We start from the raw sequence: 12,175 nt of genomic DNA on the forward strand, positions 1-12,175 counted from the left end.
TCCGGCGTGAACAATCCCTTCGTCATGCTCGGCGACGGCTTCGCCCATGTGCTGCAGGGCGGCGCCATCTTCCATGCCTTCTGGGCGGTGCTGATCGGCATCGTCATCGGCGCGCTGCCGGGGCTGACGGCCACGATGGGCGTCGCGCTGCTGACCACGCTGACCTTCACCATGGGCCCGCAGGTCGCGATGCTCGTGCTGGTCTGCGTCTATGTCGGCGCGATCTATGGCGGGTCGCGTTCCGCCATCCTGCTCAACATCCCCGGCACGCCGGCTTCCGCCGCCTCCACGCTCGATGGCTTCCCCCTGGCGCGGAAGGGCATGGCCGGCCGCGCCATGGGCATCTCCACGCTCGGCTCCTGGCTCGGCACGCTGTTCGGCACGCTGATCCTGGCCATGTTCGCGCCGAGCTTCGGCGAATTCGCGCTGGAATTCGGCAGCTACGAGATGTTCTGGGTCGCGCTGTTCGGCATCGTCATCGCGGGCAGCCTCTCTGGCGGCGATGCGCTGAAGGGCTACATCGCGGGCTTCCTCGGCCTGCTGGTCGCGACCGTGGGGCAGGAGACGAACCACGCCTATCCCCGCTTCGCCTTCGGCAATGCGGACCTCGCCGGCGGGCTCGGCCTGCTGCCCGTGCTGGTCGGCGTCTTCGGCGTGGCGGAGGTGCTGAATTCCATGCGCGGCCCCGCGGTGAAGGCGGTGTCGTCGAAGATCGACAGCGTCATCCCGCGCGTGAGGGACGTGGCGCAGTACTGGCGCACCATCTTCCGCTCCGGCGCGCTCGGCACCTTCATCGGCGCCATGCCCGGCCTCGGCGAGGATATCGCCGCCTGGACCAGCTACGCCGCCGCCAAGCGCGCCAGCGCGGAGCGCGAGCAATTCGGCAAGGGCAGCGTCGAGGGCCTGATGGCCGCCGAGACGGGCGAGAGCGCCTGCGTCCCCGGCGCCATCATCCCCGTCCTCACTTTGGCCGTCCCCGGCTCCGCCCCCGCCGCCGTGCTGATGGCGGCGATGATGATCCATGGGCTCAACCCGGGCCCGATGCTGGCGATCACCGCGCCGGAATTCATCTACCAGATCGTCGCCATGCTGGTGATCGCGGATATGGTGAAGCTGGTCTACGGCCTGGTGCTGGTGAAGCCGCTGCTCTGGGTGCTGCTGATCCCGCGCTCGCGCCTCATGCCCGTGGTCTTCGTGCTCTGCACGGTCGGCGCCTTCGCCATCACGTCGCGGCTGTTCGACATCTGGGTGATGCTGGGCGCCGGGCTGGTCGGCTTCATCCTGCGGGAGCTGCGCTTCCCGATGGCGCCGCTGGTGCTGGGGATCGTGCTGGGCGACCTGCTCGACAAGAATTTGCTGCGCGGCCTGGTGCTGAGCGGCGGCGACGTCTCGCCTTTCTTCACCCGCCCCATCAGCGCGGGCCTCTGCGCTTTGACGGTGCTGGCCGCCCTCTGGGCCGTCCCCGGCTTCATGGACCGCGTCACGGGCCTGTTCCGACGTCGCCAGCCTGTCTGACGACGGTCCAGGGGCGTCTCGCCCCTGGCGGATGGGGTCCGGGGAAGGCAGCGCCTTCCCCGGTTCGCCCTATTCCAGCTTCAGATCCAGCTCCCGGATCTTCCGCCCCCAGAACCCATGCTCCTCCCGCACCGCCGCGAACCACTCGGCGCGCGGCCGCACCGGGGAGGGTTCGAGCCCGTCCTGTTCCAGCCGCGCCGCGAAGCGCTGCGTCGCGGCGGCCTGGCGGGCCGCGCGTTCCAGCCGGTCCATCTGGTCGGCGGGCACGCCCGCCGGGGCGAAGATGCCGTGCCAGCCGGTGATGGAGACGCCCGGCAGCCCCGCCTGGGCGAGCGTCGGGATGTCCGGCAGCGTGCCGATGCGGTTGTCGCCCGTCACCGCGATGGCGCGCAGCCGCCCTTCGCGCGCCAGCTGGATGGCCGGCGGCGGGGAGGAGAAGTTCATCGTGATGCGCCCCGCCACCACGTCCAGCAGCGCCGGGCCGGTGCCGCGGTAGGGCACGTGCTCCATCTCGATCTTCACGGCGTCGCTGAACAGCACGCCCGCCAGGTGGTTGGCGTTGCCGACGCCGCCCGAGGAATAGGTCAGCTCCCCCTTCGGCTTCGACCGCGCATAGGCGATCAGTTCCTGCAGCGTGTTCACGGGGATGCGCGGGTCGATCACCAGCACATACTGGTAGGAGGTGATCTGCGCGACCGGCGCCAGCGCCGTCAGCAGGTCCACGCCATCCCGCTGCATATGCGGGTTGACGACGAGGTTGGTGGAGACGGCGAAGAGCAGCGTGTTGCCATCGGGGCGGGACCGCGCCACGCCGACGGACCCGATATGCCCCGCCGCGCCGCCGCGGTTCTCGATGATGACGGACTGGCCGCCCAGCGCCTCGCTGAAGGTCTGGGCGAATTCGCGCGCGGTCAGGTCCGTGCCGCCGCCGGGGGCGTAGGGCACCACGAGGACGATCGGCCGGTTGGCCTGGGCGCGGGCGGTGCCGCCATTCACGAAGGGCAGGGCCAGCGCGCCGGCGGCCAGCGCGCGGCGTCGGATCAGGGTCATGGCAGGGGCCTCCCGGGTTGTTTCTGCCGCATCACTACGCGGCGGCCCGGCCGGCGCCAAGCGATCACCCGCACCCGCGGACCCGCCCCTCGGCGAAATCCAGCAGGCAGGTGGCGTAGCGCAGCGTGAAGCGCCAATCGGCGCCCGCGCCATGCCCGGTCAGTCCCGGCGGGCGGTCCAGCAGCAGCAGCGCCGCGCCGCGCCCCGCGAAGGCGCCGAAGATGGCGGCCCGGCCATTCGGGTCCGGGTCGAACTCATCACCGGAAAAGTTCGCGATGGCGATCCGCGTGCCCGGGGACCGCGCGGCGGCGACCACGCGGCGAAGGTCGTCCAGCGCCCAGGCATGGGCAATGCTGCCGGTCGGCCCATGCGCCGCCGGCGCGATGGCGATCACCGCATCCGCCCGCCCCGGCGCATCCAGCGCCTGCAGCGCGTTCCAGGCCCCGCGGGACTGGCCGGCCGCCACCACGCGCCGGTAGCCGCGCGCCCGCAGCTCCGCCAGCGCCACCCGCATCCACGCGGCGCCGGCCTCGGTCTCGTCCGTCGCCGGGTCGCGGTCCAGCCGCACCACGTCATAGCCCGCATTGTTGAAGGCCCGAGCATGGGGCTGCGGCTGCGTGCCGCGGCTATCCGCGCCGCCGGCGGATCGCCCATGCGCCCAGAGATAGACGCCCCGCGCCTGCTCCGGCCCCTGCCACAGGAAGCGCCCATCCGGCTGCAGCCGCCACCCGGCGCCACCCGCCAGCGGCGTGGCCGGCGCCGGCCGTGCCATCGCCTCCCGCCCCGGCCAGACCACGTCGAGGTCCCGCGCATAGATGCGGCACCCGCGGCCGCCCCAGGCCGCGCAGTTCTGCACGGCGCGCGTTTCCGTCGCGACGGGATCGTCATCGATCGCCGCCGCCCATCCCCAGGCGCCATCCTCCGACAGGGCGAAGGCCCGGGGCACGGCCTGGAGCAGGAAGCGCTGGTAGTCGGTGCGGCCCGCCGCACTGACATGCGGCACCGCCGAGGCGTCCAGCACCGCCGGCGTCTCGGCCCGCGCGGCGGGGCCGAAACAGAGCAAGGCGATCACGATGCGGTAGATCGTATTCAACATGCCGTGAGGCATGAAACCAGAGCGCCGGAAGCCTGTCCAGCGCCTTTTTCAACCGCCGCGTCTCAGCAGGCGCGGGGCGGTGGATTGGCCGTGGCCAGCCGCAGCAGGCAGGCGCCGTAGCGATCCGCGAAGACGTTGCCCGCCCCGCCGAAATGCCCCGGCAGCCCCTCCGGCCGGTCGAGGAAGATGAAGCCGCCGGCCCGCGCGCCGAGCTCGTTGAACAGCACCGCCCGCGCATCGGGCTGGGCGTCGAAGGGGTCGTCGCGGAAATTCGCCACCGCGATCCTTGCCCGCGGTGCCCCCGCCGCCGCCGCCACGATCTGGCGGAGGTCATCGAGCTGCCGCGCATGGCTCGGCCCGCCCTCGAAGCCATGGGCGGCCGGCGCGATGGCGATGTGGGCCTCCGCCAGGCCCGGCGTGTCCAGCGCCATCAGCGCGTTCCAGCCGCCGCGCGACTGCCCCGCGATGACCACCATCCGGTAGCCGCGGGCCCGCAGCGCCTGCAGATCCGCCTTCAGCCAGCCCGCGGCGCGCGGCGCCTCATCCACATTGGGGTGGCGGTCGAAGCGCCAGACATCGAAGCCGGCATTGTTGAAGTGCCGCGTCCAGGGTTGCGGCTGGCCGCCTCGGCTGTCGCTCCCGCGTGGCCCACGCCCATGGGCGAAGACCAGCACCCCCGCCGCCCGCTGCGGCCCCCACCAGAGGAAGCGCGGGTCGGGCACCGTCTCATGGTTCATGTCGCTGATCTCGAGGCCCGATGGCGCCGGGGCCGGCGGGGCCGCGCCGGGCGCCACGATGGCCAGGTCACGCGCGATGATCCGGCAGGTGGCGCCGCTGCGCCCGCAGGCCTCGAGAGCCTTCTGCTCCACCTCGCCCTCCGCGCCGCCGGACTGCCAGGCGAAGCGGCCCTCCGGGCCGAGGGCGAAGGCCCGGGGCAGGTTGCGCGTCAGCATCCGCTGCGCCTCCGCCTTTCCGCGCTCGGACAGGCCCGGGAAGGCGGGCAGGTCCAGGATGGCAGGGCTTGGCTGCGCCAGCGCGGGTCGGGCCAGCAGGAGGCCGAGCAGGACGGCGATCAGGCGCATGGGCACGCTCCGGTGTCGATCCGGCATGGCAACATGCGCGACCCGCGCGCCGCAAGCGCCTCTTACGCCGAGTACATGTCGTGACCTGCGGCCGACACCGTCGGCCGAGGCCGCGACGGGTGCCCATGCGCGTTGCTGCGCAACGTGCATGGGGTCCCGGAACGCGGCCCGCCGCTTATGCGTCACGCCGAAGGCGTGCCTGCGGCACGGTCACGGCACTGCCGTGACGCCAAGCGGCCGGATGGCCGCGCCGGCGTCTGAGGGCGGAAATGCGTCAGCATTTCTGCACATCGGTATCAGCACGTCGCGGGCGGCGGCTCCTCCACCGCGAAGCGCAGCAGGCAGGGGCCGAAGCGCAGGCTGAAGGCGGCGCTGGCCCCGGCGGCATGGCCGGCCAGCCCCTCCGGCCGGTCGATCAGCAGGAAGGCACCGGCCCGCGGCGCCAGCGCCCGCAGCGCCGCCGCCCGCTCCTCCGGCAGCCCGTCGAAGGGGTCGTCCCGGAAATTCGCCACCGCCACCCGCGCGCCGGCCGCCGCCGTGGCGCCCGCCACCACGCCCCGCAGCGCCGCCATCTGCCGCGCCTGCCCGGCCTCATCCATCGAGGCGAGGGCCGCCGGCGCGATCGCGATCGTCACTTCCGCCAGCCCCGGCGTATCCAGCGCCTGCAACGCGTTCCAGCCGCCACGCGACTGTCCCGCCACCACGACGCGCCGGTAGCCCCGCCCCCGCAGCGCCGCCAGGTCGGCCCTCATCCACCCCGCCGCCCGCTGCACGAAATCGGCCGCCGGGTCGCGGTCGAAGCGCCAGATGTCGAAGCCGGCATTGTTGAAATGCCGTAGCCACGCCTGGGGCTGCTGGCCGCGGCTATCCTCTCCGGAGGCGCCACGCCCATGCGCCCAGAGCACCACGCCCCGCGCGCTCTCCGGCCCCCACCAGAGGAATCGGGCATCGGGCACCGTCTCCCGCACCTCTTCGCGCCAGCCGATCCCGGGCGGGGGCGGGGCGGGGGCCCATTCGCGGCCGGGGAAGACGATCTCCAGGTCCCGCAGCCACAGCATGCAGGGCTGGCGTCCCGGCGTATGGGCCTGGCAGGCCTCCAGCGCCGCCTGCGCCACCGCCTCCGGCGCCGCATTGCCGGCCCGGCTGGCATAGGCGCCGCCCGGGCCGATAGCGAAGGCGCGGGGCAGGTTGCGCAGCAGGGTGCGGGACAATTCCGCCCGCCCGTTCGGCCCCAGCCCCGGCACCGCCTCCACCGCGAGGGGTGGCGCGGGCGCCAGCACCTCCGCCCGCGCAGTGCCCAGCGCCAGTGCCAGCAGCAGCAGGGCAAGGGCACGCATGGGTGGTTCGGTCGTCCGGCGGATTGTTGCCGGGGCAGGATGCCGGAACCCGGGCGCCAGCGGCAAGGCAGGCGCCGATCACAGCCCCGAATCCCGGCCGCCGCCCTTGCCGTAACGCCCCCGGGACGGCATCTTCCGCCCCCTTTCCGGGCGCCCCCTTCGGGGCCCTCCCGGCCTGCCAGGGGACTCCCGATGCGCGTTAAGGACGTGAAGAAGGTCGTGCTCGCCTATTCCGGCGGCCTCGACACCAGCGTGATCCTGAAGTGGCTCCAGACCACCTATCGCTGCGAGGTGGTGACCTTCACCGCCGATCTCGGCCAGGGCGAGGAACTGGGCCCGGCGCGCGACAAGGCCCTGCTGCTCGGCATCAAGCCGGAAAACATCTTCATCGACGATCTGCGCGAGACCTTCGTGAAGGACTTCGTCTTCCCGATGTTCCGCGCCAATGCGCTGTATGAGGGGATGTACCTGCTGGGCACCTCCATCGCCCGCCCCCTGATCGCGCAGCGCCAGATCGAGATCGCGGAGCAGGTCGGCGCCGATGCCGTCGCCCATGGCGCGACCGGCAAGGGCAACGACCAGGTCCGCTTCGAGATCGGCTACTACGCGCTGAAGCCCGATGTGAAGGTCATCGCCCCCTGGCGCGAATGGGACCTGACCAGCCGCACCGCGCTGATCGCCTTCGCCGAGCAGCACCAGATCCCCATCGCCAAGGACAAGCGCGGCGAGGCGCCCTTCAGCGTCGACGCCAACCTTCTGCATTCGTCCAGTGAGGGCAAGATCCTCGAGGAGCCCTGGGACGCGGCGGATGAGATGGTCTGGCAGCGCACCATCAGCCCGACCGAGGCGCCGGACAAGGTGACCGAGATCACCATCGAGTTCGAGCGCGGCGACGCTGTCGGCATCAATGGCGAGCGCCTGTCGCCGGCGACGCTGCTGACCAAGCTGAATGCGCTCGGCAAGGAGAACGGGATCGGCCGCCTCGACCTGGTCGAGAACCGCTTCGTCGGCATGAAGTCCCGCGGCTGCTACGAGACGCCCGGCGGCACCATCCTCTACGTCGCCCACCGCGCCATGGAGTCGATCACGCTGGACCGCGAGGCCGCGCACCTCAAGGACAGCCTGATGCCGCGCTATGCGGAGATCATCTACAACGGCTTCTGGTTCAGCCCGGAACGCCGGATGCTGCAGGCGCTGATCGATGAGAGCCAGAAGAGCGTGACGGGCACGGTCCGCCTCAAGCTCTACAAGGGCAACACTATCGTCAGCGGCCGCCAGTCCCCGAACAGCCTCTACTCCATGAAGCACGTGACCTTCGAGGACGACCAGGGCGCCTACGACCAGTTCGACGCCCAGGGCTTCATCAAGCTGAACGCGCTGCGCCTTCGCCTCGGCGCCATGGCCGGCCGCAAGGGCGGCGCGCTCTGACCACCCGGCCCTGAAAGCCCTCTCCCCCCAACGGGGGGAGAGGGTTGGGTGCGGGGGGCTTCCCCCGCCGATTTCCCTGGCGCTCACCACCCCGTTCGCGCTACGTTCCAGCCGTCACCACCCGACCCGCGCCCGCCGCCATGCCACCCACGCATGACATAGGTCGCGCACCCCGCGCATCTGGAATTCCCCGCCCCGGAGCGGCCCGCGAAATCGGTGCTAAACGCACCTAATCGGCATAATCGGCTAAAACCGCAGTAGCCCTAAAAATTGTGGCGGCCTCAGTCCCGCCACCGCCGGTGCTGCCACAGCCACTGCCCCGGATGCTCCCGGATCCAGCCCGCGACGATGTCGTTCACCGCCTGGGTCGCCGCCTGGATGTCCACCTGGCCCTTCGCATCCCGCGGCAGCTCCACCGCCTCCGTCAGCTCCAGCCGGAAGCGCCCGCCGGGCAGCCGGATCGCCCGCGCGCCATGCACCGGGCAGTCGAAGCGCCGCGCCAGCCGGGCCAGCAGCGGGTTCGCTGCCGCCGTCCGGCCGAGGAACTGCACCTTCGGCCCCCGCCCGAAGCGCTGGTCCACCAGCATGCCGAGATGCAGGCCCTGGTCCAGCGCCTCCATCATCGCCACCGGCGCGGACAAGCCCGCCGGGATCAGCAGGCCCATCACCCCCGCGCGCATCGCCAGGATGTCGCGCGCGATGGCGGGGTTGTTGGGGGTGCGGTAGAGCGCGGCGGAGGCCAGCCCGTTGCGCTGCGCCGCGACGGCCGGCAGCTCCCAATTCGCGAGGTGGGCGGCGAAGAAGATCGCGGGCTTGCCGTCATCCCGCAGCCGGATGAAGCGCTCGATGCTCTCGGGCGAAAGCTCGATCCGCCCCGCGCCGGGATTGTCGATGTCGAAGTCCCAGAGATCGCCGAGATGGACGTATTCGCTCGCGGTGCGGCCGAGATTCTCCCAGCTCTCCCGCAGGATCGCCGCGCGTTCCTCGGCGCTCTTCTCCGGGAAGGCCGCGTCGATGTTCTCCCGCGCGATGCGGTGCGCGGAGGTCAGCGGGCCGAGGGTGCGCGCCGCCGCGGCGCCGATCGCGCCCGCACGGTCCGGCCCCAGCGCCTTCACCACGGCGAAGCCGCCCCGGATCAGCGCGGCCAGCGCCTCCTCGCCCAGACGCCGCAGGGCTGCCTTCACAGCGTGACGACGATCTTCCCGAAGACCCGGCGGGATTCCAGCCGTTCCAGCCCTTCGGTGAAGCGCTCCAGCGGCACGACGGTATCCAGCACGGGGCGGATGCCCTGCGCCATCTTGGCCAGGCCATCCTGCACGTTGCGGATGGCGCAGCCGAAGCTGCCGAAGATGTGGAGCTGGCGCTGGAAGATCATCATCAGGTTGGTCTCGGCCGAGACGCCGGAGGTGCTGCCGCAGGTCACCAGCCTGCCGCCCATGCGGAGCGACAGCAGCGACCCCGCCCAGGTCGTCGCGCCCACATGCTCGAACACCACATCGACGCCGCGCTTGCCCGTGACGCGCCGCGCGACCGTGGAAAAATTCTTCTCGGTGTAGTTCACGGCATGATCGGCGCCGAGCGCCAGCGCCTTGGCGCATTTCTCGTCATCGCCCGCCGTGGCGATGACGGTGCAGCCCAGGGCCTTGGCGACGCGGATGGCGACGGAGCCGATGCCCGATCCCGCGGCCTGCACCAGGATGGTCTCGCCGGGCTGCAGCTTCGCATTGTCGAACAGCATGTGCTCGACCGTGCCGAAGGTGACGGTGGCGCAGGCCGCATCCTCGAAGCTGACGCCATCGGGCACGCGGACCAGCAGGCGGGCGGGGACATTCGCCTCCTCCCGCGCGAAGCCATCGACATGGAAGCCCGCCACGCCCTGCACGTTCTCGCAGAGGTTGTCGCGGCCTTCCTGGCAGGCCTGGCAGGTGCCGCAGGTGCGCGCGCCATAGGGCACGATGCGGTCGCCCGCCTTCCAGCCCGTGACTCCGGGGCCGACGGCGATCACTTCGCCGGAGGCTTCCGCGCCCACCGCCAGCGGCAGCTTGCGCTGCGCGAAGGCCATGCCGCGCCAGCCCCAGACATCGATGTGGTTCAGCGAGATGGCGCGCAGCCGGATGCGCACCTCGCCCTCGCCAGGCGGCGGCGGCGGCTCGATGGCCTCGAGCCGCAGGTCACGGTCGCCATGCAGGCGCAGCGCACGCATCAGGCAGGAGCCCCACTCAGCACGAGACACACATTCTGCCCGCCGAAGCCGAAGCTGTTGGAGAGCACGTTGGAAACCTTGGCCGGCCGCGCGACATTCGGCACCACGTCGAGCGTGATGGCCGGGTCGGGCTCCACATGGTTGATGGTGGGCGGCAGCATCTGGTCGCGGATCACCAGCAGGCTGAAGGCGGCCTCGATCGCGCCGGCGGCGGAGAGGGTGTGGCCGATCATCGACTTGTTGGAGGAGATCGGCGGCGCGTCATTGCCGAAGACGGCGCGCATGCCGAAGGTCTCCATCTTGTCGTTCTCCGGCGTCCCCGTGCCATGCGCGTTGACGTAGGAGATGTCGGCAGGCGTCAGCCCCGCATCCTCGATCGCGTTGCGCATGGCGCGGATCACCGCGCCGCCATCGGGGTTGGACCGCGTGCGGTGGAAGCTGTCCGACTTCTCCCCGCAGCCCCGCACGATGCCAAGGATGGTGGCGCCACGCGCCGTCGCATGGGCGAGGCTTTCCAGCACCAGGCAGGCCGCGCCCTCGCTCATCACGAAGCCACCGCGCGTCTTCTCGAAGGGGCGGGACGCCGCGGTCGGGTCCTCGTTGCGGGTGGAGAGCGCGGAGAGGAGCGAGAAGCGGATCAGCGATTCCGGCTGCACCGTGCCATCCGCGCCGATGGCGATGGCGGCCTCCGTCTCGCCGCGCTGGATCGCCTCGACGCCGAGCTGGATGGCGGAGGCGCCGGTGGCGCAGGCGGTGGAGATGGCGATCGGCGCGCCGCGCGTGCCGAGATGCGCGGCCAGGCGGTCGCCGACGCCGGCGAAGGCGGTGGTGCGATAGAGTTCGTCGCGCCCCGCGGCTGCCTCGGTCAGCGCCTTGTAGCTGGGCGCGGCCTCCCCGGTCGCCTCCGCCAGGCGCAGCCGCGCCGGCCATTCCAGCTCCACCGGCGGCATGCCGAGCAGCAGCGGGCCGGGGAAGGGGGCAACGAGGCCGGATTGCGCCAGCGCCTCATCCGCCGCGCGCTGCGCCATCAGCCGCACGCGCTCGGAGGAGGGGAGCCAGGCGCCCTCCGCTTCCTCGGGCAGGTCCACGGTGCCGGCGATGGTGGTGCGCAGATGGTCGGTCGGGAAGCGGGTGATGCGGCGGATGCCGGACCGGCCCGCCAGCAGCGCCTCCCAGTTGGTGGCGACGCCGAAGCCGAGCGGGGTCACGAGCCCGATACCCGTGACGGCGACGATGGGACGCCCGCGATGGTCGGTGGTGTTCATGGCTGGTCCTCCGCCGGGATCGCCCGCAGATGCGCCAGCGCTTCCCCGCGCCACCCCGCGAAGCCCGTGACCAGGATGTCGGTCAGCGGGCCGTCAAATTCGTCCTCGCCCGGTCCCATGGCCGCCGGCAGCCTGCCATCGGCCAGCGCCAGCGCCGCCAGCGCCACGCTGCCCGGGAAGGTCGCCTCCACGCCCCAGCCGAGGCGATTGCCCGCGGCCCGCACGGCCAGCTTGCGCCCGAGCCCGTCCAGGAACTCACGCTCCGCCGCCACGGGCCCGGCGATGCCCGTGGCGCCCGACAGGACGGCGAGAGGGCCGGCCGGCAGGTCGAGCCGCGCCGCCGCCCGGGCCGCCGCCATGGCGCTGGTATCGGCCCCGTCGCGCCGCGCCTGTTCGCAGGCGACACCCATGATGCGCGCCAGGCCCCGGGCTCCACGAGCGCGCGCGGCCTCCGCCGTTTCCAGCACCAGGAAGGCGCCGAGCGTGCCGGGGATGGCGCCGGGCGCCGTCGCGCGGTCCAGCACCGGCGCCCAGCCCGGTGCCCGCCGCAGCAGCCCGCCGGCGTGGTAGAGGATCATCAGGTCCCAGCGGGAGGCCACGAAGCCGCCGCCCACCAGCGCCGCCTGGCCGCGCCCTTCGGCCAGCCGCGCCGCGGCCACCCGCACCGCATCGGCGCCGGCCTGCTCCTCCCCCATGAAGGTGCGGGACGCGCCGGTCACGCCATGGACGATGGAGATGTTGCCTGCCAGCAGGTTCGACAGCTGCGCCAGGAACAGCGTCGGCCGCAGCCCGCCGGCCAGCATCTCGTTCAGCTTCCTCGCGGCCTCCGCGGGCGCCAGGGGGGCGAGGGCGGCGACTACGCTCTCATCCAGCGCCATGTCCCGCTCGCCGCCGCCAGCGGCGACGATGAGGTCCATCTCTGCCACCAGGCCGCGGGCGCCGGCATCGTCCAGCGCCAGGCCGGCGGCATAGGTGCCGAGCCGCTGCCAGGGCTCCATCTGCCGCTGGTCGCCCTTCTTGGGGATCTGGCGGTCCAACTCCAGCGCCGGGCCGGGATGGATGGCGAAGGGGGCGTAGGTGGTGTCGTCCAGCGCCGGGGGGGCGCCGGCCAGCGTGGCGACGCGATGCGCGTCCCGCCCTTCGCCGGCCGCGGAGACCAGGCCGACGCCGGTGACCCAGATGGGGGAGGCTTGCGTCAT

The 12,175-nt window shown here is 72.3% G+C and carries 10 protein-coding genes; 2 read left to right on the plus strand and 8 right to left on the minus strand.

Annotated features, from left to right (window positions below; translation table 11 throughout):
- Nucleotides 1-6 precede the first annotated feature (6 nt).
- On the plus strand, nucleotides 7-1,515 hold the full coding sequence (locus tag G3576_RS24950; RefSeq protein ID WP_328729771.1) for a tripartite tricarboxylate transporter permease: 1,509 nt from the start codon (nucleotides 7-9) through the stop codon (nucleotides 1,513-1,515).
- Nucleotides 1,516-1,584: 69 nt separating this feature from the next.
- On the opposite strand, the gene G3576_RS24955 is transcribed toward G3576_RS24950, so the two are convergent.
- From G3576_RS24955 to G3576_RS24970, 4 genes are all read right to left on the minus strand, one after another.
- Nucleotides 1,585-2,565, minus strand: coding sequence for a Bug family tripartite tricarboxylate transporter substrate binding protein (locus G3576_RS24955; RefSeq protein WP_164697204.1), 981 nt, complete (start codon nucleotides 2,563-2,565; stop codon nucleotides 1,585-1,587).
- A 64-nt stretch (nucleotides 2,566-2,629) separates the two neighbouring features.
- Nucleotides 2,630-3,661 (minus strand): alpha/beta fold hydrolase, encoded by a 1,032-nt coding sequence (locus tag G3576_RS24960; RefSeq protein ID WP_164697205.1) that lies wholly within the window; start codon nucleotides 3,659-3,661, stop codon nucleotides 2,630-2,632.
- 62 nt (nucleotides 3,662-3,723) lie between these two features.
- Nucleotides 3,724-4,743: an alpha/beta fold hydrolase gene (locus G3576_RS24965; protein ID WP_164697206.1), complete on the minus strand. Its 1,020-nt coding sequence runs from the start codon at nucleotides 4,741-4,743 to the stop codon at nucleotides 3,724-3,726.
- 296 nt (nucleotides 4,744-5,039) lie between these two features.
- Nucleotides 5,040-6,080 carry an alpha/beta fold hydrolase gene (locus tag G3576_RS24970; RefSeq protein WP_164697207.1) on the minus strand — a complete coding sequence of 347 codons (1,041 nt, stop codon included), beginning with the start codon at nucleotides 6,078-6,080 and terminating at the stop codon, nucleotides 5,040-5,042.
- 192 nt (nucleotides 6,081-6,272) lie between these two features.
- Between G3576_RS24970 and G3576_RS24975 the strand changes: the two genes are divergently transcribed.
- Nucleotides 6,273-7,508, plus strand: a complete 1,236-nt coding sequence (locus G3576_RS24975) for an argininosuccinate synthase (RefSeq protein WP_164697208.1) — start codon at nucleotides 6,273-6,275, stop codon at nucleotides 7,506-7,508.
- Nucleotides 7,509-7,789: 281 nt separating this feature from the next.
- On the opposite strand, the gene G3576_RS24980 is transcribed toward G3576_RS24975, so the two are convergent.
- The 4 genes from G3576_RS24980 to G3576_RS24995 are packed head-to-tail and all read right to left on the minus strand — an operon-like array spanning nucleotide 7,790 to nucleotide 12,175.
- Nucleotides 7,790-8,692, minus strand: coding sequence for a lipid A biosynthesis lauroyl acyltransferase (locus G3576_RS24980; RefSeq protein WP_328729773.1), 903 nt, complete (start codon nucleotides 8,690-8,692; stop codon nucleotides 7,790-7,792).
- A complete protein-coding gene (locus G3576_RS24985; RefSeq protein ID WP_164697209.1) occupies nucleotides 8,689-9,711 on the minus strand; it encodes a zinc-binding dehydrogenase in 1,023 nt (340 codons plus the stop codon). The genes G3576_RS24980 and G3576_RS24985 overlap by 4 nt, the downstream gene beginning before the upstream one ends.
- The gene (locus G3576_RS24990) at nucleotides 9,711-10,976 is read right to left on the minus strand and encodes a beta-ketoacyl synthase N-terminal-like domain-containing protein (RefSeq protein WP_164697210.1); all 1,266 of its coding nucleotides are present in this window, start codon (nucleotides 10,974-10,976) and stop codon (nucleotides 9,711-9,713) included. The genes G3576_RS24985 and G3576_RS24990 overlap by 1 nt, the downstream gene beginning before the upstream one ends.
- The gene (locus tag G3576_RS24995) at nucleotides 10,973-12,175 is read right to left on the minus strand and encodes a beta-ketoacyl-ACP synthase (RefSeq protein ID WP_164697211.1); all 1,203 of its coding nucleotides are present in this window, start codon (nucleotides 12,173-12,175) and stop codon (nucleotides 10,973-10,975) included. Before G3576_RS24995 ends, G3576_RS24990 begins: the two co-directional genes overlap by 4 nt.

The sequence above is a fragment of the Falsiroseomonas algicola genome, assembly GCF_011040385.1.
In the GTDB taxonomy this organism is placed as follows: domain Bacteria; phylum Pseudomonadota; class Alphaproteobacteria; order Acetobacterales; family Acetobacteraceae; genus Falsiroseomonas; species Falsiroseomonas algicola.

What these genes read in the sequence shown, in the direction of transcription:
- G3576_RS24955 (WP_164697204.1), bottom strand. Translation starts at nt 2,565, where the DNA reads ATGACCCTGATCCGACGCCGCGCGCTGGCCGCCGGCGCGCTGGCCCTG.
- G3576_RS24960 (WP_164697205.1), bottom strand. Translation starts at nt 3,661, where the DNA reads ATGTTGAATACGATCTACCGCATCGTGATCGCCTTGCTCTGTTTCGGC.
- G3576_RS24965 (WP_164697206.1), bottom strand. Translation starts at nt 4,743, where the DNA reads ATGCGCCTGATCGCCGTCCTGCTCGGCCTCCTGCTGGCCCGACCCGCG.
- G3576_RS24970 (WP_164697207.1), bottom strand. Translation starts at nt 6,080, where the DNA reads ATGCGTGCCCTTGCCCTGCTGCTGCTGGCACTGGCGCTGGGCACTGCG.
- G3576_RS24975 (WP_164697208.1), top strand. Translation starts at nt 6,273, where the DNA reads ATGCGCGTTAAGGACGTGAAGAAGGTCGTGCTCGCCTATTCCGGCGGC.
- G3576_RS24985 (WP_164697209.1), bottom strand. Translation starts at nt 9,711, where the DNA reads ATGCGTGCGCTGCGCCTGCATGGCGACCGTGACCTGCGGCTCGAGGCC.
- G3576_RS24990 (WP_164697210.1), bottom strand. Translation starts at nt 10,976, where the DNA reads ATGAACACCACCGACCATCGCGGGCGTCCCATCGTCGCCGTCACGGGT.
- G3576_RS24995 (WP_164697211.1), bottom strand. Translation starts at nt 12,175, where the DNA reads ATGACGCAAGCCTCCCCCATCTGGGTCACCGGCGTCGGCCTGGTCTCC.